This window comes from Saccharopolyspora sp. NPDC050642 (genome assembly GCF_040654735.1).
Classification (GTDB): domain Bacteria; phylum Actinomycetota; class Actinomycetes; order Mycobacteriales; family Pseudonocardiaceae; genus Saccharopolyspora; species Saccharopolyspora elongata.
Map to the genome: position 1 here is coordinate 613017 of NZ_JBFAIN010000002.1, position 19131 is coordinate 632147.

General features: G+C 70.8%; 20 protein-coding genes. 8 read left to right on the top strand and 12 right to left on the bottom strand.

All coding sequences use genetic code 11. The features are described from left to right. Positions 1-145 precede the first annotated feature (145 nt). The 4 genes from AB0H93_RS06640 (at position 146) to AB0H93_RS06655 (ending at position 5616) form a co-directional block, all read left to right on the top strand. Positions 146-3091 carry a transglycosylase domain-containing protein gene (locus AB0H93_RS06640; RefSeq protein ID WP_358568369.1) on the top strand — a complete coding sequence of 982 codons (2946 nt, stop codon included), beginning with the start codon at positions 146-148 and terminating at the stop codon, positions 3089-3091. 146 nt (positions 3092-3237) lie between these two features. Next, positions 3238-4815: a glycosyltransferase 87 family protein gene (locus AB0H93_RS06645; RefSeq protein WP_358568509.1), complete on the top strand. Its 1578-nt coding sequence runs from the start codon at positions 3238-3240 to the stop codon at positions 4813-4815. A gap of 30 nt (positions 4816-4845) precedes the next feature. Then, positions 4846-5253, top strand: a complete 408-nt coding sequence (locus tag AB0H93_RS06650; protein WP_358568372.1) for a hypothetical protein — start codon at positions 4846-4848, stop codon at positions 5251-5253. A gap of 171 nt (positions 5254-5424) precedes the next feature. Beyond that, positions 5425-5616, top strand: a complete 192-nt coding sequence (locus AB0H93_RS06655) for a PspC domain-containing protein (RefSeq protein ID WP_358568375.1) — start codon at positions 5425-5427, stop codon at positions 5614-5616. A 48-nt stretch (positions 5617-5664) separates the two neighbouring features. Here the strand turns inward: AB0H93_RS06655 and AB0H93_RS06660 are convergent, their stop codons facing one another. The 7 genes from AB0H93_RS06660 to AB0H93_RS06690 all read right to left on the bottom strand — a co-directional run bounded on the left by AB0H93_RS06660 (position 5665) and on the right by AB0H93_RS06690 (position 10464). Continuing rightward, positions 5665-6312 (bottom strand): hypothetical protein, encoded by a 648-nt coding sequence (locus AB0H93_RS06660; RefSeq protein ID WP_358568378.1) that lies wholly within the window; start codon positions 6310-6312, stop codon positions 5665-5667. Continuing rightward, positions 6309-7106 (bottom strand): ABC transporter ATP-binding protein, encoded by a 798-nt coding sequence (locus AB0H93_RS06665; protein ID WP_358568512.1) that lies wholly within the window; start codon positions 7104-7106, stop codon positions 6309-6311. Before AB0H93_RS06665 ends, AB0H93_RS06660 begins: the two co-directional genes overlap by 4 nt. Before the next feature lie 106 nt (positions 7107-7212). Then, positions 7213-8628 (bottom strand): M20/M25/M40 family metallo-hydrolase, encoded by a 1416-nt coding sequence (locus AB0H93_RS06670; protein ID WP_358568381.1) that lies wholly within the window; start codon positions 8626-8628, stop codon positions 7213-7215. 52 nt (positions 8629-8680) lie between these two features. Then, complete coding sequence (locus AB0H93_RS06675) at positions 8681-8830, bottom strand: hypothetical protein (protein WP_358568384.1); 150 nt, start codon at positions 8828-8830, stop codon at positions 8681-8683. A 10-nt stretch (positions 8831-8840) separates the two neighbouring features. Then, complete coding sequence (locus AB0H93_RS06680) at positions 8841-9491, bottom strand: GPP34 family phosphoprotein (protein ID WP_358568387.1); 651 nt, start codon at positions 9489-9491, stop codon at positions 8841-8843. Positions 9492-9541: 50 nt separating this feature from the next. After that, positions 9542-9748 (bottom strand): helix-turn-helix transcriptional regulator, encoded by a 207-nt coding sequence (locus AB0H93_RS06685; protein ID WP_358568389.1) that lies wholly within the window; start codon positions 9746-9748, stop codon positions 9542-9544. A gap of 56 nt (positions 9749-9804) precedes the next feature. Further along, on the bottom strand, positions 9805-10464 hold the full coding sequence (locus AB0H93_RS06690; RefSeq protein WP_358568392.1) for a GPP34 family phosphoprotein: 660 nt from the start codon (positions 10462-10464) through the stop codon (positions 9805-9807). A gap of 353 nt (positions 10465-10817) precedes the next feature. On the opposite strand from AB0H93_RS06690, the gene pdhA reads away from it, so the two are divergent. Genes pdhA through AB0H93_RS06705 form a run of 3 tightly spaced genes read left to right on the top strand, consistent with a single transcriptional unit; the run spans position 10818 to position 14407 of the window. Then, complete coding sequence (gene pdhA, locus AB0H93_RS06695) at positions 10818-12035, top strand: pyruvate dehydrogenase (acetyl-transferring) E1 component subunit alpha (protein WP_358568395.1); 1218 nt, start codon at positions 10818-10820, stop codon at positions 12033-12035. After that, the gene (locus AB0H93_RS06700) at positions 12035-13051 is read left to right on the top strand and encodes an alpha-ketoacid dehydrogenase subunit beta (protein ID WP_358568398.1); all 1017 of its coding nucleotides are present in this window, start codon (positions 12035-12037) and stop codon (positions 13049-13051) included. The genes pdhA and AB0H93_RS06700 overlap by 1 nt, the downstream gene beginning before the upstream one ends. A gap of 12 nt (positions 13052-13063) precedes the next feature. After that, the gene (locus AB0H93_RS06705) at positions 13064-14407 is read left to right on the top strand and encodes a dihydrolipoamide acetyltransferase family protein (RefSeq protein WP_358568401.1); all 1344 of its coding nucleotides are present in this window, start codon (positions 13064-13066) and stop codon (positions 14405-14407) included. A 50-nt stretch (positions 14408-14457) separates the two neighbouring features. On the opposite strand, the gene AB0H93_RS06710 is transcribed toward AB0H93_RS06705, so the two are convergent. The 5 genes from AB0H93_RS06710 to AB0H93_RS06730 all read right to left on the bottom strand — a co-directional run bounded on the left by AB0H93_RS06710 (position 14458) and on the right by AB0H93_RS06730 (position 18163). Beyond that, entirely contained in the window at positions 14458-14928 is a 471-nt protein-coding gene (locus tag AB0H93_RS06710; RefSeq protein WP_358568404.1) for a pyridoxamine 5'-phosphate oxidase family protein, read from the bottom strand. 107 nt (positions 14929-15035) lie between these two features. Further along, positions 15036-15275, bottom strand: coding sequence for a hypothetical protein (locus tag AB0H93_RS06715; RefSeq protein WP_358568407.1), 240 nt, complete (start codon positions 15273-15275; stop codon positions 15036-15038). A 362-nt stretch (positions 15276-15637) separates the two neighbouring features. Further along, complete coding sequence (locus tag AB0H93_RS06720) at positions 15638-16207, bottom strand: hypothetical protein (protein ID WP_358568410.1); 570 nt, start codon at positions 16205-16207, stop codon at positions 15638-15640. Between the two features lie 85 nt (positions 16208-16292). Beyond that, a complete protein-coding gene (locus AB0H93_RS06725) occupies positions 16293-17501 on the bottom strand; it encodes an acyl-CoA dehydrogenase family protein (RefSeq protein WP_358568413.1) in 1209 nt (402 codons plus the stop codon). A gap of 107 nt (positions 17502-17608) precedes the next feature. Further along, positions 17609-18163 (bottom strand): SCP2 sterol-binding domain-containing protein, encoded by a 555-nt coding sequence (locus AB0H93_RS06730; protein ID WP_358568416.1) that lies wholly within the window; start codon positions 18161-18163, stop codon positions 17609-17611. A gap of 121 nt (positions 18164-18284) precedes the next feature. Here AB0H93_RS06730 and AB0H93_RS06735 point away from each other — a divergent pair, with 121 nt between their 5' ends. Then, complete coding sequence (locus tag AB0H93_RS06735) at positions 18285-18938, top strand: TetR/AcrR family transcriptional regulator (RefSeq protein WP_358568420.1); 654 nt, start codon at positions 18285-18287, stop codon at positions 18936-18938. Positions 18939-19131: the final 193 nt, after the last annotated feature.

Here is a 19131-nt window from a genome sequence, read left to right on the forward strand (position 1 = left end):
GCCGCCGGGCCCGCCCGGTGCGGGCGGTCCGGCATGGCCGGGTGAGGAGCCGCGACCGGGCGGTCCCGGCGCGCGGCCGAACCCGCCGGGCAACCGGTGGCCGGGTGCGGACCACAGCTCGGAGGAAACGCAGCAGAACGCCCCGGTGCCACCGCCCGGCCAGCCCATGAAGTGGCCGGGCGAGGAGCCGCCGCAGGAGCAGACCGGCGCGTGGACGCCGTCGTTCGACGACGACGAGGACGACTCGCCGCTGGGCAAGCGGCTCAGCGGGGACTCCCGCGAACCCGACAACGGTGGCGGGCGCAAGCTCGACCTGCCGACCACGTACACCCAGACGCCGCCGAACGCCGGACGGCAGGGGCCGCCACCGCCGCCGCCAGGCGTGCAGCAGGGTCGGCAAGGCCCACCGCCGCCCCCGCCGGGGCCAGGACGGCCGCCGCAGCCGCCCGGTGAGCAGCCGACGCAGAACATCCCGCAGACCCCGGCGGGCGATCGCGACAGCGATCGACGCCGGGCCGGTGGTGCTGCCGCGGCGGGAGCCGCCGCAGGCGGGATCGCCGGGGCAGCCGCAGGCGCCGGGATGGCGGGCGCCGCAGGCGCCGCCGGTGCGGGCGCGGCCGGAGCCGGAGGCGCGGCCGGTGGAGCCATGGGCGCCGCAGGCGCGGCGGCGGGAGCCGCCGGTGGCCCGAAGGGCGGTGCCGGTGGCGGCGGGGGCGTAGCCCCCGAGCCGCAGCTGCTCACGCACCAGGAGCAGGGGAACTACAACTACTACGCCGACGACGATTACGACGATCCGTACGGCGGGTACGACGGGAATGATCGGAATGGCGACGACTTCGACGATCGCGATTCCGGCGATCGCGATGACCGGTACCGCGACGACGACTTCGATGCCGGCCCGGACGACATCCCCGACCCGGACGAAGAGATGAGCGCCGCCCAAGCGAAGCGCAGCCGGCTCTGGCAGCGCGTCCGCCGATCCTGCTACGTCGCCGCGGCATTAGCCGTCCTGGTGCCGACCGCCGTGTTCATCTACGGCTACATCGTCTGGGAGCCGCCGAGCGAGGCTGCGGTGATGAGCAAGACCCGGCCGATCGAGCTGAAGTACGCGGACGGTTCGCCGATGGGGCGCATCGAGCCGGACGGCTCGGCGGAGGTCGTGCACGACATCAGCGAGGTCTCGGTGGCGATGCAGAACGCCACCATGGCGGCCGAGGACGCCAGCTTCCGCACCAACCCCGGCTTCGACTTCAACGGCATCGCGCGGTCGGTCTACTACCTGGCGACCGGTTCCGGCGTCGGTGGTGGCTCCACGATCACCCAGCAGTTCCTCAAGCTGGACCAGGACCTCAAGAAGGACCCGACCTACGTCCGCAAGATCAAAGAGGTCGTCCTGGCGTTCAAGCTGACGAACAACCAGAGCAAAGACAACATCATGCTCGCCTACATGAACACGGCCGACTACGGCCGCGGCGCGAACGGCATCACGGCCGCGGCGCGGGCCTACTTCGGCAAGAAGCCGAGCGAGCTCAACCCGGCTGAGGCCGCCGTGCTCGCCGGCGTGGTGCAGACGCCTTACGGCAAGAACAGCAACGACCCGGGTCTGAACCCGGAGAAGGCCGAGAAGCGCTGGGACTACGTCGTCGGGCAGATGGCGGAGAACGGCTTCATCACCCCGGCGGAGAAGGCGTCCATGACGATGCCGCAGACCCTGCCACGGTTGGAGTGGAAGACCAACAGCAGGTTGACGCCGGAGCAGGACGCCATCTACAAGGCCATCCTGACCGAGCTGGAGCCCAAGGGGCTGAGCGAGAGCGAGCTGTCCCGCGGCGGCTACGTGATCAAGACGACCATCGACCCGGACGCGCAGCAGAAGGCCGAACAGGCCGTGCAGGACGTGATGGGTTCCCAGCCGAAGACGCTCCGCACGTCTCTGGTCGCGGTCGACCCGCAGAACGGTGAGATCCGGGCGTACTACGGATCCAAGCAGCAGAACGGTGACCTGGACTGGGCCAGCACGCCGCAGGAACCGGGTTCGTCGTTCAAGCCGTTCGCGGTGATCGCCGGCCTGGAGAAGGGCAAGGGCATCGGCGAGTACTACGACGGCAGCGGGGACCAGATCATCGCCGGGCACAAGTTCGACAACTCGCCCGGCGTGCACTGCGACGTTCCGACGCACTGCGGTGTCCGCGAGGCGATGACCAACTCGGTCAACACCGTGTTCGTGAACATGGCGGCTCAGTTCGGGCCCACGAAGGTGGCCGAGGCCGCCCACCAGGCAGGCATTCCGGATTCGACGAAGCTGCAAAGCCCCGGTGGGGCCGTCGAAGCCGGTATCGCGCTGGGCATGTACCAGGTGCTCCCGAAGGACATGGCGGCCTCGTACGGCTCGTTCGTCAACGGCGGCAACAAGGTTCCGGCGCACTTCGTGAAGGAGGCCATCAGCCCCGAGACCGGGTCGTTCGACCTCCAGATCCCGGAACCGGAGCCCGCCTTCGGCAGCGCGACGGAGAGCAAGGACATCGCCTACAACGTTTCGCAGTCGATGCTGAAGGTCGCCGAGCACTCGAAGGTTCCGCTGGCGGGCAACCGGCCGGTGGTGTCCAAGACCGGTACCCACCAGTGGCTCAGCACCACGAAGAACAAGAACGCCTGGATGATCGGCGCGGTGCCGCAGATCTCCGCCGCGGTGGCGATGCAGAACGACGACGGCGGCCCGAAGCCGCTGGCCGACTCGAGCGGCGAAAGCTTCTACGGCGGTAACTGGCCTGCCAAGGTGTGGAAGAAGTTCATGGATTCCTACCTGCAGGGCAAGAAGGTCGAGGAGTTCCCGAAGGGCGACACGATCGGGCAGTTCGCGGACGTCCCGCCGCCTCCGCCGCCGACCTCGGAGCCGCCGCCGACGACGTCGCAGCTGCCGACCGCGCCGCAGACCCAGACCAGCGAGCCGGACGAGCCGACCACCAGCAAAGAGCGGCCGGGCCACTGCGGTTGGCTCGACCCGAACTGCGACGACAACGGTGGCGGTGGCGGAGATTCAGGCGACGGACCGCCGAACGTCGCACCGACCAGAACGAGGTCGTACGGCTAGGACGCAGCACACCCGGAGGGGCACCCGCGAGCGGCGGGTGCCCCTCCGCGTTGTTCGGCCCCAAGTAGCATCCGGGCGTGTCCACCTCGAACGAGCCCGCCAGCACCGAACCGGCTCCGCCCCCCGGCGAGCGCGCGAGCTCGGCGGTGGACAGCGATTCCCTCGGCCCCGCCGACCGCGTCGCGCCGACCTGGACCGAGCCGCTGGCGCAGAAGCTCAGTCGGCCCTTCGGCGGCCGGCTCGGGCGGCACGCGCAGGTCGGGCGCCAGTGGTTCTGGACGCCGTTGCGGGTGATCCTGCTCCTCGCGGTGCTGGTGCTGGCCGCGTCCTGGCTGTTCAAGGCGCCCTGCCAGGTCACCTACGACACCGGCAACGGGCCGCAGCTGGACTGGCGGAACAGCAAGCAGTACACCGCCATGTGCTACACCGACATCATCCCGCGCTACGGCATGGGCGATCTCGCGCCGGACGACGCGTTCCCGTACAAGACGGCCTGGCTGGAGAACGCCGGCACGCCGCAGGAGAAGGTCCGGTACATGGAGTACCCGGTGCTGACCGGGGTGTTCCAGTGGATCAACGCGCGGGCCGCGGACGGTTGGGCGACCCTGGCGGGCCACGGCTGGCTGCCGGCCGGCCTGACCAGCGTGCTGTACTTCAACATCTCGGCGTTCTGGCTGGCTGCGGCCTGGTTGGTGACGATCTGGGCGCTGGTGCTGCTGTGCCGCCGGCGGGTCTGGGACGCCGCGCTGGCCGCCGTGTCGCCGCTGGTCTTCGTGCACGCCTTCACCAATTTCGACGCCCTGGCCACGGCTTTCGGCACCGCCGGTCTGCTCGCGTGGGCGCGGCGCAGGCCCGTGCTGGCCGGGGTGCTGATCGGGCTCGGCGGCGCGGCGAAGCTCTACCCGCTGTTCTTCCTCGGCCCGCTGCTGGTGCTGGCTTGGCGCGCCGGGAAGACGGCGGACGCGCTGCGCACGGTGCTGGCCGCCGCGCTGGCCTGGCTGGTGGTCAACGTGCCGGTGCTCGTGCTCTACCCGGAGGGCTGGCGGGAGTTCTTCCGGCTCAACAACGAGCGCCCGGCCGACCCGGACTCGCTGTACAACGTGCTGATGTACTTCACCGGCTGGGCGGGTTTCGACGGCCCGCTGCGGGACGGTGCCACGCCGACGGTGCTGAACGCGGTCAGCCTCGGCCTGTTCCTGGTCGCCTGCCTCGGCGTCGGGTGGCTGGCGCTGGCCGCGCCGACCCGGCCGCGGCTGGCGCAGCTGTGCTTCCTGGTGGTCGCGGCGTTCCTGCTGACCAACAAGGTGTGGAGCCCGCAGTACTCGCTCTGGCTGGTGCCGCTGGCGGTGCTGGCGATTCCGCGCTGGCGGCTGCTGCTGACCTGGATGATCGTCGACGCCGCGGTGTGGGCGCCGCGGATGTACTACTACCTCGGCACCGGCAACAAGGGCCTGCCGGAGGGCTGGTTCCTGGGCGCGGTGGTGATCCGCGACGCGATGGTCGTCGCGCTGTGCGTGCTGGTCGTCCGGGAGATCGTGCGGCCGGAGCGGGACAAGATCCGCGCGGCGCTCGCGATGCGGGGCGGGCGGGAGCCGGGCGCGATCGACGACCCGTGCGGTGGCTTCCTGGACGGCACGCGAGACCGATTCGTGTTACCCAGTGTCGCCCGTTGGGGTAACGAACGGCCCGGACAGGGGACGCGCACCTTAGCGTCGAGGCGGTGATCTTCCGCCACTGATGGAGGTGCTTCGCTGATGGTCGGCCGACGATCCCTCACCCTGGTGCTCACCGCGGCGGCCGCGCTGGCCGCGCCCACCGCGACCGCGTCGGCCGAGACGCCGCCGGGCGAGCTGGAAGTCCGCCTGGGCGAGGCGACCTGCCACGACCTGTCGCCGCTCACCGCGACGTTCCCGTGGTTGAGCACGTTCTTCCCCGGTGACCTGAGCGCGTCGCCGCTGGTCCGCTACGAGATCCGCCGCGCGGCGGACGGGCTCGCGCCGTTCGCGGTGACCGTCGACGGCGAGCGGCGGGCCATCGGCATGGTCGGCCGCGGCGGCCTGGTTTCGGCGCAGGTCCCGCTGACCAACGAGAAGGCGACCGAGGTCGTGGTGACCTCCGGCGGGCAGGTCCTGGCGAACCGCACCTACCACGCCCGCTGCTGATCGACCCGCCGAAGAGAGGTGCCCGCCCGGGTCCCCCGCCGGGCGGGCACCGGCGCGTCCGGGGTAGGCCTGCGGGCGGACTGGGCGTCAGCCCGCGGTCGGATCCGGTTCAGGGGGATCTCGGGGTCGTTCCCTGACGCACCGCGGCGCCGCCTCGGCGAGCATTGAGGCATGACGACGTACCGCATGGCACTGTCCCGGCCGAGCGACAAGGCGATGATCGCGGGGGTGTGCGCCGGTCTGGCCGACCGGTTCGGGATGAAGCCGTTCACCGTCCGCCTGCTGTTCCTGCTGTCCTGCCTGCTGCCCGGCCCGCAGTTCGTGATCTACATCGTGCTCTGGATCCTGATCCCGAAGCGCTGACCGGCCGCGCCGAACGCTGATTTCGCCCGAAACCGGCGGCGCCGCGCGCTAGGCGCGGCGGGCGCACCAGGCCGTGACCAGCAGCGTGCTGGCGACCAGGCTGAAGGCGGCGACGAGCGCGGACCGCACGAGCAGCGCAGCGCTCGTCGCGTCCGCGCTCAGCGCCAGCAGCAGCGGGAACGCCAGCGGAATCCACTTCGCCAGCAAGGTGATCGCGAACAGCGCCGCCGCCGCGATCACCGTGTACCCGATGCGGCGGACGACCAGCCCGGAGCACGGCAGGGCGACGGCGATGCCGAACGCGGCGCACGCGACGTGCGCCAGCAGGCCGATGCCGAGATCGCCCGGTGGGTGGTCGAGCCCGTGCGAGATCTCCGCCCAGGCAACGGAAAGCACCGCGAGCCCGATCGAGCAGCACAGCACCGCCAGCACGACGCTCGCCAGCATCCGGGCCATCGATCCGGCGTGCGCGCGGGTGACCGTGCGCTGCACGACGTCCTCCACGTCGACCAGCGCGATCGTCAACCAGCCCGCCACGACCAGCAATCCCGCTGCGGTCACCGCGAAGCCGGGCAGCGCCGGGCCGTCGTTGTTGCTGTAGAAGATGGCCAGCAACGCGATGTAGAGCAGCACCGGCGGCAGGTAGCGCTGCGAGTGGCCGAGGATGGCCAGCTGGTAGCGGATCAGCGGGATCACCGTGCGGCCACCGAGAGCACCGCGCAACCCTGCTGGATCGCCTTGAGCAGCAAGGATTCCCGAGCTTCCACGGTCACCACCAGCGTCACGTCCAGGTGGCCCGGGCGCACCGCCTGCACGCCGGGCTGCGCCGCCCAGTCGACGGATTCGCCGTCGCGCAACACGATCCGGCAAGTCTCGACCTCCGCTTCGAGCGGTTCGAGGCGCCCGTCGGCGAGCCGGTGCGAGCGGGTGGCCAGCGCCCGCACCGCTTCCGGCCGGTGGTCGGTGAACACGACGGCTGTGCCCGCCGCCGAGACCTCGCCGATCACCTCGGTGAGCACGCCGCGCGCGTCGGGATCCAGGCCCGACCACGGTTCGTCCAGCACCAGGAGCTCGGGATCGCACAGCAGCGCCTGCGCGATCCCGACCTTCTGCGCGTTGCCCTTCGACAGGTCGCGCAGCGGGGTGTCCGGGCCGCCGGCGAGCGCGAAGCGGTCGAGCCAGCCGTCGGCCCGGGCGGTGGCCTCCACAGTGGACAGTCCGCCGATCCGGCCCAGGTGGCGGAGGTAGGCGCGGGCGCTCATCCGCTGCCGAGCGGGAAACCGGTCCGGCACGTACCCGATGCGCGGCCGACCGGTGACGGTGCCGCCGGACGGCCGGGAGACCCCGGCGAGGATCCGCAGCAGCGTCGACTTCCCGGACCCGTTGGCGCCCAAGATCCCCACGGCCGCACCGGTCGGCACGTCGAGGTCAACGCCCCGGAGCACCGACCGGGCGCCATGGCGCTTGGTGACGCCCGAAAGTTCCCGCACCACCACTGCAGATCCCCTCGCAAGTCGTCCTCCGGTGCGCGGACACCCCGGAGGGACGCAATTTCAATGGAAATCAGAGGTTCGATTTCCATTGAAATTGCGGCGGTCAGCGGCGGGCGTGGGCGTCGAGGACGTAGGCGATGGCCGACGTGACCTTGGCCGCGAAGGCCAGGTGCAGCGACTCGTCCGGCACGTGCGCGTTGCTGTCCGGGCCGAGCGCGCCGGTCACCACGAACTGCGCGTCCGGGTAGGCGTTGTGCAGCAGGCCCATGAACGGGATCGAGCCGCCGAGGCCCATCGTCCGCCAGCCCGCGCCGAACACCTCGTCGCTCGCCTGGTCCAACGCCGCGGCCAGCCACGGCGCGAGGTCGGGCGCGTTCCAGCCCAGCCCGGTCTCGGCGTGCCCGAAGGTCACCTTCGCGCCGTAGGGCACGTCGGTGGTCAGCCGCTCCTGGACCGCGCGGATCGCGGCCTCGGGGTCGGCGGTCGGCGGCAGCCGGAAGCTCAGCAGCAGCGTCGTGTAGGGCCGCAGCACGTTGCCCGCGTCCGCGGGCTTCGGCAGCCCGTCGGCGCCGATCACCGAGAGCGTCGGCCGCCAGGTGCTGTTCAGGGCGAGTTCGACCTCGTCCTCGTCGACCGGCCGCAACCCCTCCGGCCACGGCACGACGTTGCGCACCAGGCCGGGCACGGCCTCGATCGCGGCGCGCACCTCGGCGACCCGGTTCTCCGGGATCTGCACGGTCAGCTCGGGCACCAGGACCTCGCCGGTCGCGGAGTCCTCCAGCCGGTCCAGCAGCTCCCGCAGCACCCGGAACGAGCTGGGCGCGATGCCGCTGGCGATGCCGGAGTGCAGGCCGCTGTCGAGCACCTGCACCTTGACCTCGAGCTGCACCATGCCGCGCAGCGAGTTCGTCAGCCACAGCCGCTCGTAGTCGCCCGCGCCGGAGTCCAGGCACACCACCAGCGACACGGCGCCGAGCCGGTCGGACAGGTGCTCCAGGTAGGCGGGCAGGTCGGGGCTGCCGGACTCCTCGCCGGTCTCCAGCAGCACCACGCAGCGCGCGTGCGCTCCGCCGTGCGCGCGGACCGCCTCGATGGCGGTGATCGCCGCGTACCCGGCGTAGCCGTCGTCGGCGGAGCCGCGGCCGTACAGCCGGCCGTCGCGGACCACCGGCGTCCACGGCCCGAGGCCCTCGGACCAGCCGCCGACCGGCGGCTGCTTGTCGAGGTGGCCGTAGAGCAGCACCGTTTCGTCGGGCGCGCCCTCGCTGGCCGGGATGTCCACCACGAGCAGCGGGGTGCGTTCCGGCAGCCGCACGACCTCGATGTTCGCGCCGGCGATGTTCCGCGCCGCGACCCACGCGCGCAGGTGCTCGATGGCGGCGTCGAGATGCCCGGAGGCGACCCACTCGGAGTCGAAGGAGGGCGAGATCGCCGGGATCTTCACCAGCTCGGAGAGGCTCGGCAGGACGGATTCGTCCCACGCCTGGTCAACGGTCTTCGCTACGGCTGCACGATCCACGCCGCGATCCTATGCCCGCTCCCACCTGGTCGTCGTGGATGGCCGGAACTGCTCAGCAGCCCCCCGGTGTGGCAGGCATCGACGGGACCACGAGGAACGTGCCCGCCTGGGCATCGGCGGACCGCCGGTCTTCGGTGTGGATCGCCATGATCGCCTGACCGATCGGGTCCTGCTGCCCGAACTCGGGCAGGATCCGTGCCACGACTACTCCTTTAGCTGCCGCTTCCCACGGCCGCGGAGGTGGTGGCCGCGATGGCTCCGGCGCTGATCGCCGCGGTCGCGGCCGCGACCGCGGCCTCCACGGCCTTGCCGAGCTGCTCGCCCTTGCTGATCTCCTTCAGCCGCTTGCGCTCCGCCCGCTCCAGCCCGAGCGACCGGACCAGGTTGGTCGCGTGCACCATCGCCGCGAGCAGCGCCCGGCGGTTGTCCAGCGCGATCTCGTCCCGGGCGACCGCGCGCAGTTCGGCGATCAGCGCCTGCCGCGCCCCGGGGTCGGGGAAGTACTTGTCGTACGGGATGAACAGCACCGACTTCTCCTCGCGGCGCATCAGGCCCCGTTCGGCGAGGGCGGCGCAGTGCACCTTGCGCGCGCTCTTGCGGTGCTGGATGAAGCTCTGCGCGGCCACCGGCTTGTTCGCCGGACCCGCCTTCTTGACCAGGTATGCCATGCAGTCGTCGAGCCAGCCGATGCCGCTCGGGCTCGCGTCGAGCACCTGGATCTTCTTCCGGACGAAGTCGATCCGGTGCTGCAGCACGAGCTCGCCGAGTTCCGCTGCGCCGGCGTAGTCGGACATCGAGTAGTACGAGCCGTTGTCCTTCTGGAGCAGCAGCGCGAACTCTTCGGGCAGGGTCAGCGTGGTCATGCCGACCAGTCTCGCAGCGAATCGCGGCCGACGCGGCCGAATCGGACCGGCTAGACGCGGCCCATCGCCGCCAGGAAGCGCATCGCCAGCGGTTCGGCGGGCACGATCTCCTCGGCCTCGAAGCGGGCGACCTCGGCTTCCGGCACCCCGGCCGCCTCGGCGAGCTTGGCGGGCGTCCAGCCCTGTTCCTGGCGCACGACGCGCACCAGCCGAACCAGGTCTTCGGTGTCGTTCGGGTGCTCAGCGGGCTCGGCCATGGAAGCGCTCCCTGAGTCCGGGGCCGGTCGCTTCCCAACATAGCCAGCCGAGCGGATCAGCCGCCCGCCGCGACGATGATCGCCGGGACCGCCGTGATCGCCGCCAGCGCCGCCGAGACCGCCGCGCTGACGGCGTCGCCCAGGTCCTCGGTCTCGGCGATCGACTTCAGCCGGTTCCGCTGCGCGCGGTCGAAGTCGAGCAGGTACACCAGCCCGCTGCGGTAGGTCACCGCGCTGAGCAGCGCCAACCGCTCGTCGACCGACCGCTGGCCGGCGGCCAGCTCGTGCAGCTCGGCGAGCAGCGCGCCGCGGACACCGCGATCCGGGTGGTAGCGGTCGTCCGGCAGCACGCCCAGGAACTTCCGCCGCTCGCGGCGCAGGAGCCCGTGCTCGACCAGCACCTGGCGATGCGTCGCGAACGTGCCGGTGCGCCCCGCCAGCCACCAGCTCAGGTCGATCGGCCGGTTCGGCCGCCCGGCCCGTTGCCGGAAGTCCTCGAGCAGCCGGTCCATCCACGGCAGTCCGCTCGAACCGGAGTCGACCAGGCGCACCGCCGTGCCGGTCAGCTCGACGCGGCCCCGCAGGACCAGCTCGCCGATCTCGGCTGCGGCGGTCGCCGTGTTCGGGTTCGCGCTGACGAAGTAGGTGCCGTTGGCCTTGTGCAGCAGCAGGACGAACTCGTCGGGCAGCGCGAGCGGGTTGGGGAACTCGGCCACGAGTCCAGTTTGTCCTATTTTCGCCGCCGGAGACACCGGCGTCGCAATATCGGTACCGCGATGGTCCACAAAGCATTAGTCGGACCTCCATTACTTCGATGACCTGCGGTTTTGCCTTTTTCGGCGGCGAACTACGGTGATCACACGGGAGGACGCAGACCGGGCCGCGGTCGTGCTGAATCCCTGTGGCAGGGCTCACGAAAACGACCGGTTTCGTGCCAGGATGACGGGGAGCGATCCAACCGCTCCGACCGGAACGCCAGGCGATCCACCAGATCACCTGCGGTTTCGCCGGGGCAGTCGGGCCACACCGCCACAAGCGGGTGGGCCGGCGCGACACGAGGAGATCACGCATGTCCCCCGAGCAATGGACGCGATCCGAGACCGAAGGCACCACCGGCCCCCCTGCCGCTGTCGCAGCGAAACCCACACGGGAGCAGGTGATCGCCGGTTTGCGCGCCACGAGCGAAGGTGGAGCTGACCTGGTTCAGCTACTCACCCCAGAAGGTCAGCGGGTCGAACACCCGGACTTCGACATCGACGTCTCCGACGCGCAACTGCGCGACCTGTACCGGGACATGGTGCTGGTGCGCCGCGCCGACCGGGAGGGCAACGCCCTGCAGCGGCAGGGCCAACTGGGCATCTGGGTGCCGTTGCTCGGCCAGGAAGCCGCCCAGATCGGGGCCGGCCGGGCGCTGCAGCCGCAGGACATGGCCTTCCCCAGCTACCGCGAGCACGGCGTCGCCTGGTGCCGCGGCATCGATCCGACCGACCTGCTGGGCATCTTCCGCGGCACCGACCACGGCAGCTGGGACCCGGTCGACACCCGGTTCCACCTGTACACGATCGTCATCGGCAACCAGTGCCTGAACGCCACCGGCTACGCGATGGGCCAGCGCTTCGACGGCAAGGTCGGCGAGCCCGACGGCGAGGCCACCATGGTCTTCTTCGGTGACGGCGCCACCAGCCAGGGCGACGTGCACGAGGCGATGGTGTGGTCGGCCGTCTACGACGCGCCCGTGGTCTTCTTCTGCCAGAACAACCAGTGGGCGATCTCCGAGCCGCTGGAGCGCCAGACCCGCGTGCCGCTCTACCGGCGCGCCAGCGGGTACGGCTTCCCCGGCATCCGGGTGGACGGCAACGACGTGCTGGCCAGCCTCGCGGTCAGCAAGTGGGCGCTGGACGAGTGCCGCCAGGGCAACGGCCCGGTGCTGATCGAGGCGTTCACCTACCGGATGGACGCGCACACCACCTCCGACGACCCGACCCGGTACCGCCTGGCCGACGAGCACGAGGCCTGGAAGCTCAAGGACCCGATCGAACGGCTGCGGGTGCACCTGGTCCGCGAGCAGATCGCCGACCAGGGCTTCTTCGACGGCATCGACGCCGAGGCCGACGAGCTCGCCGCCCGGCTGCGCGACTTCTGCTTCAACATGCCCGAACCGCCACCCGAACGGATGTTCTCCGAGGTCTACGCCGAGGAGACCCCGCAGCTGGCCGCCCAGCGCGAGGACTACCTGCGGTACCTGGCCGGATTCGCCGACGAGGCGATGGCAGGAGGTGTGCGCTGATGGCCGCGCCCGCGTTGGAACGCTCGACCGCCACGGCGGGGACCCAGACCGTCACGATCGCCAAGGCGCTGAACATGGGCCTGCGCGCGTCGCTGGAACGCGACCCGAAGGTCCTGGTGATGGGCGAGGACGTCGGCAAGCTCGGCGGCGTCTTCCGGATCACCGACGGCCTGCAGAAGGACTTCGGCGAGCACCGCGTGCTGGACACCCCGCTGGCCGAGTCCGGCATCATCGGCGCCGCCATCGGGCTGGCCATCCGCGGCTACCGCCCGGTGTGCGAGATCCAGTTCGACGGCTTCATCTTCCCCGGCTTCGACCAGATCGTCTCCCAGCTGGCCAAGCTGCACTTCCGCAGCCAGGGCAAGCTGAAGATGCCGGTAGTGGTGCGGGTGCCCTTCGGCGGCGGCATCGGCGCCGTCGAGCACCACTCGGAGTCGCCGGAGTCGCTGTTCGCGCACATCGGCGGCCTGAAGGTGGTGTCCTGCTCGAACCCGGTGGACGCCTACTGGATGCTGCAGCAGGCCATCGAGTGCGACGACCCGGTGCTGTTCTTCGAGCCGAAGCGTCGCTACTACGAGAAGGCCGAGCTCGACCCGAGCACGCCGCCGATCCCGCTGTTCAGCTCGCGCGTGGCGCGCGCCGGTTCGGCGGTGACCGTGGCGGCGTACGGGCCGATGGTCCGCACCTGCCTCGACGCGGCGGCCGCGGCGGCCGAGGACGGGCTGGAGCTGGAGGTCATCGACCTGCGCACGCTGTCACCGCTGGACCTGGACCCGGTGTTCGAGTCGGTGCGCCGCACCGGCCGGCTGGTGCTGGTCAGCGAGGCCCCGGCGGAGGCATCGGTCACCTCGGAGATCGCCACGAGGGTGCAGCAGGAGTGCTTCTACTCGCTGGAGGCCCCGGTGCTGCGCGCGACGGGCTTCGACACGCCGTACCCGCCCAGCAAGCTCGAGGAGGGCTACCTGCCCGACCTCGACCGGGTCCTCGACGCGGTCGACCGCTCGTTGGCGTACTGAGGGAGCCTTTCGATGGGACTGAAGCACTTCCCGCTGCCCGACGTCGGCGAGGGGCTGACCGAAGCGGAAATCCTCGGCTGGCGCGTCCAGCCCGGTGACGCCGTCACCGTCAACCAGGTGATCGTCGAGATCGAGACGGCCAAGGCGTCCGTCGAGCTGCCCTGCCCGTGGGCCGGCACGGTCCGCGAGCTGCTCGTCGAGCCGGGGCAGACCGTCGAGGTCGGGTCGCCGATCATCGCGATCGACCTCGAAGGCTCGGCCGGTGGAGCCGCCCCCGCCGAGGGGTCCGGCAAGATCGGCGAGGAGTCCAACGGCCGCATCGCCACGCTGGTCGGCTACGGCCCGCGGACGGCGAGCGCCAAGCGCCGCCCGCGCAAGGGCCGGGTGCCCGCCGCCGCGCAGGTCGTGGAGGTTCCGGCGCCCGAACCGGCCGTGGTGGAGCCGGTGCCCGAACCGGTCGTGGTGAAGCAGGTGGCGCAGCAGGGCGGCTACGTGCCGCTGGCGAAGCCGCCGGTGCGCAAGCTGGCCAAGGACCTCGGCGTGGACCTGACCGCGCTCAGCGGGTCCGGGTCCGGCGGCGTGATCACCCGCGAGGACGTGCAGTCCGCCGCGAGCGGCGCGGCCGTCGGGCTGCCCGCGGTGGCCGAAGCGCCGGCCGGGCGGGAGCGGCGGGTGCCGATCAAGGGCGTCCGCAAGGCGACCGCGCAGGCGATGGTGGACAGCGCGTTCACCGCCCCGCACGTCACCGAGTTCCTCACCATCGACGTCACGCCGATGATGGAGCTGCGGGAACGCCTGAAGTCGCACCCGGAGTTCCGCGGCGTCAAGATCACGCCGCTGGCGTTCGCGGCGAAGGCCGTGTGCCTCGCGGCCCGCCGGACCCCGGACGTCAACGCCACCTGGGACGGGGCGGCCGGCGAGATCGTCTACAAGGACTACGTGCACCTGGGCATCGCGGCGGCCACGCCGCGCGGCTTGGTGGTGCCCAAGGTCCGCGACGCCGACCGGATGTCCCTGAAGGAGCTGGCGGAGGCGCTGGAGCGGCTCGCCGCGACCGCGCGGGAGGGCAAGACGACCCCGGCGGAGATGGTGGGCGGCACGATCACCATCACCAACGTCGGCGTGTTCGGCGTCGACACCGGGACGCCGATCCTCAACCCGGGCGAGTCCGCGATCCTCGCGCTCGGCGCGATCCGCGACATGCCGTGGGTGGTGGACGGCCAGGTGGTGCCCCGGAAGGTCTGCCAGCTGGCGCTGAGCTTCGACCACCGGGTGGTCGACGGCCAGCAGGGCTCCCAGTTCCTCGCGGACGTCGGAGCGCTCCTGGCCGACCCGAGCATGGCCATCACGTACTGATCCGCACCGAGGAGGCGCCTTCCACCGGCAGCACCGGTGGAAGGCGCCTTTCACGCGCGCTTGAAGGTGCGGATGCCTTCGGCCGGCGTCCAGTGCCGGATGACCAGGTGGGTCTGGTCGTCGGAGAGGCCGGTGGTGGTCACCTCGGTGAGGTCCAGGCGGAAGAGGTGCGAGTCCTCGCTCGGCGGCTTGGCCTCCTCGATCCAGGCCCGCAGCTCGTCGCCGGTCACCTCGACCACCCGGCCGGCGATCTTCACGTCCGGGGTCGCCATCGAACCGTCGCCGGGGTTGGCGTGCAGCGCGAACCGCTGATCCCGACGCAGGTCCAGGGCCTTCTTGGCGCCGGGCATCGAGCCCAGCGTGAGGTCCGGGCCGCGCCAACCGACCTCCGTGCCGCTGACCCGCGGCGAACCGTCCCGGCGCAGCGTGGCCAGCACGTGGTGCTTGGCCGCCTCCAACCGCGCCCGGACGGTTTCCGCCAGTTCGGGCGCTTGTTCCGTGAATTCCTGCCATGACGTCATGCGCGCCATGTTGGCAGGCGGCACCGACACGCGCGGGATGCGGCGAACGGCCTGTTCACCTCGTCTTGCGAGGTGAACAGGCCGTTCGCCGCAAAACCAGAATCGGGTCAGTCGCCCTTGCGACGCCGTCCGCCGCGCCGGGATCCGCCGCCCGCCGATGCCGACGCCGCCACCGGCTCGGCCGCCTCCGCGGGCTCGTCCGCCGACGACTTCTGCTCGTCGTACTCGCGGAGGAAGTCGAACGCGTGCTTGTCGAAGTCGTGGATGTCGATCTCGGGCAGCTCGCCGAGCTCGTTGTTCAGTTCCCGGAAGATCGGTGTCTCCAGGTCAGGGGTGGTCTTCTTCACCGCTTCGCCCTCCCGTTCACTCTCGAAGCTGTGGCCGGGCCGCCGCGCGCGACGTCGTCGCCCACCGCGTCCCGTTCCGAGCCCTCCCCGAGGAGCTCGCCCGGCGCAGCCGGACACCGCAAGGTGTCCGTCCACGTCGGTGTGACGCGCGCCGAGGCGGATGATGACTCCACCGCCGACGACATTCATCCATTCGGACCAGTCCCATGGTGCACTTGCCGTGTGGCGCCGATGCACGGGCCCACGAAATGGTGCACCGCTCCTGTTCAACCCGCGCTCACTTTGTGCAATTCCGCACCGTGGCGAGCGCCACTCCGCGAACCCGGGCAAACCATGGCCAACCGAGCCTTCCGGGTGGGCCGCTAGCGGAGCTGGCCGAGGATCTGGCTGTGGGCGCCCCAGAGCACCTGGAGGTTCTGCTTCCGCATGTTCTCGAACGAGTCGTCCCCGCCGATGAAGATCGGGATCTTGTTCCCGACGCACTCGTCGAAGGCCAGCGGGAGCTGCCCCGGGTACTCCGCCGCCCACTCGCCGAAATGCCGCTCGCCGAGGTCCTTGATGTCGATGAGCACGTCGTCGTGGAACCGGGAGAAGGCGACGGGGAACGGGCTCACCTCGCCGGTGTTGGGGTTGAGCAGCAGGATGTGCGGGTCGTCGGGCGTCCCGGACCCGGTGTCGATGGCCCACTGCTGCCCGAGCCAGTCGAAGCCGAAGCAGGCCACCCGCCCGTCCAGCTCGGGGAACGCGTCCACGACGTAGCCGTCGATCACCGCCGCGCTCGCCGGGGTGTGCACCCGGTACAGCCCGTCGTCGAAGGTGCTGCCGCCGAGCTGCGAGAACAGCGGCGCGAGGACGGGGTGGACGGAGTCGGGAACCTCCTGCCCGCCGCCGGCGGCGGTGAGCCGGTAGGCGTCGAGGAACTGTTCGAACATGCCGCGATGCTGTCACCGCCGAACGGCCGGCGGAGCGGCTTTCGAAGATCGGGCCGCTGCGGGAAACCGCGACGGCCCGGCGGGCTCAGGCGATGTGCTTGCCGGAGATGGCGCGGGCCACCACCAGCTGCTGGATCTGCTCGGTGCCCTCGAAGATGTCGTAGATCTTGGCGTCGCGGTGCATCCGCTCCACCGGGAACTCCCGGGTGTAGCCGTTGCCGCCGAGGATCTGGATCGCCCGCTCCGTCGCCCAGGTGGCCACCCGGCCCGCCTTGAGCTTCGACATCGAGCCCTCGCCCGCGGTGAACCCGCCGTTGCGGCCCAGCCACGCCGCCCGCCACACCAGCAGCCGCGCCGCGTCGATCTCCATCCGCATGTCGGCCAGCGTGAACGCGATCGACTGGTTCTCGATGATGGGCCGCCCGAAGGTCTCCCGCTGCTGCGCGTACTCCAGGGCGGTCTCGTAGGCCGCCCGCGCGATGCCGATGGCCTGCGCGCCGACGGTCGGGCGGGACAGCTCGAAGGTCTTCATCGCCGCCTGCGAGCTGGCCTTGCCGCCCTCGCGGGCGCGGGCCAGCCGCTCGTCCAGCTTCTCCTTGCCGCCCAGCAGGCAGCTGCCGGGCACCCGCACGTCGTCCAGGAACACGTCGGCGGTGTGCGAGGCGCGCAGCCCGTGCTTGCGGATCTTGCTCGGCGCCTCCAGGCCCTTGGTGCTCGGCGGCACCACGAATGCGGCCTGGCCGCGGGAGCCCAGCTCCGGGTCGACGACCGCCTGCACGACGTGCACGTTCGCGATCCCGCCGTTGGTGGCCCACGCCTTCTGGCCGTTGAGCACCCACTCGTCGGTGGCCTCGTCGTAGACCGCGCGGGTGCGCATCGCCGCGACGTCGGAACCGGCCCCGGGCTCCGACGAGCAGAACGCCGCGACCTTCGGGTCGTCCGCGTCGCCATAGCACTGCGGCACCCACTCGGCGAGCTGGTCGGGCGTGCCCGCGGCGAAGATCCCGGCGACCGCGAGGGTGGTGCCGAAGATCGCCATGCCGATGCCGCCGTCGCCCCAGAACAGCTCCTCGTTGGCGATCGGCAGAGACAGGCCGGTGTCGTCGGCCCAGAACGTGGCCAGCGTTTCGAAGCCGTAGAGCCCGATCTTGGCGGCCTCCTGGATGATCGGCCAGGGGGTTTCCTCGCGCTCGTCCCATTCCCGCGCGGCCGGCCGGATGGCCTGCTCGGCGAAGCCGTGCACCCAGTCGCGCAGCTCCTGCTGTTCCTCGCTCAGTTCCAGGGAGAAAGTCATCGCCGTCCTGTCGGTGTAGTTCGGCCTCGGCTCTGGTTCTTCGACCTCGAAGCGGCGCAGCCCCTCGCAACCGGCGCCGCCGCCCGTACTGCCGCGCCGGGCGAGCCTCAGGCCTTGGGGATCTGGAAGAGCTTCGTCAGCCCGGCGGCGAAGCCGAGGTCGCCGGCGACCTTGAGCTTGCCCTTCATGAACAGCATGGGCGCCGAGGCGTTGCCGGAGGCCAGTTTCAGGAAATCCGCCGGGGGCGTCGTGATCGTCACCCGCGGCTCGTGCTGCGGATCCTTGCTGACGGTGCACTGGCCGTCGGCCAGCACGCATTCGTAGCGCAGCAGGTCGTCCTCGGTGCCGATCCGCCACCGCACCACGGCCTCGATCGCGCCGGCCTTCTCGGTCTTGTAGTGCTCGCCCATCCGCCGGAACACCTCGTCGAGGATGCGTTCGCGCAGCTCGGGGCGTTCCATCACGGCTTCGATCTGGGCGTCGGAGGCGCGCGAGATCAGCCGCGCGAACTGCTCCGGCCGCAGCGCGCTCAGGTCGACCGGGGTGCCGCTGCCGGCGATCTCGGAGGCGGCTTCGAGCAGCGCGACGAACTCTTCCTTGCCGACCTTCTTGGGGTCGACCTCGCCGAGGGCCGCGATCGGGTCGGTTTCGGGTTGGGGCATCGGTGCCACCTCCATTACCTACTCGTGAGTAAGACTACGTTCGAGTAGGTTCGAAGGCAAGCGGGCGCGGCGGATCGGATCTGATCTAGCCTGGCCGGAAAAGACCAGCGTAAGAGGTGAGATGGTCGATCGTCAGGACAACGACCGCCCCCGGTCGCGGCGCCTGCCGCGGGCGGTTCGCGAGCGGCAGATCCTGGACGCCGCGGTCGAGGTGTTCGCCACGCACGGCTTCCACACCGCGTCGATGGACGAGATCTCCGAGGTCGCGGGCATCTCCAAGCCGATGCTCTACGCCTATCTCGGTGCCAAGGACGAGTTGTTCGTGGCCTGCATCCGACGGGAGGCGGCCCGGCTGATCGAGGCGATCAGCACGGCCGTCGAAGCCGGGCTGAGCCCGGACGAGCAGCTGTGGCGCGGCCTGCAGGTGTTCTTCGAGTACGTGCACCGGAACCAGGCGGGTTGGACGGTGCTGCACCGGCAGGCGAACCTGCAGGGCGAGCCGTTCGTCTCGGAGCTGGTGGAGTGGCGGGAGCGGGCGACCAGCCTGATCGCGGCGCTGCTGGCGCAGGCGACCGCGGGATCGGCGCAGCCGATGCAGGCGGAGCAGACCGAGCCGTTCGCGGTGGCCCTGGTCGGGGCCGGCGAGTCGCTGGTGGAGTGGTGGTTCCAGCATCCCGAACACGCCGCCGAGGGGATGGCGATGCGCCTGATGAACATGGTCTGGATGGGCTTCGGCGACCTCGTCGAAGGCCGCTCCTGGCCCCCGAGCCCCTAGTGGACCGCAATTTCAATGGAAATCGAAGGTCCGATTTCCATTGAGGTGATCTCAGTGGAATGGGGGCTGAGGTCGTGAGGTGGTGTGTGCTGGGGGTTTGAAGAGGTGTGGGCGTGGGGTCCTGGTAGAAGAGGTCTCACCACAAGATCATCTTCCGCAGAGCCAGGACCCCACGTGATCACCTATCGTGCCA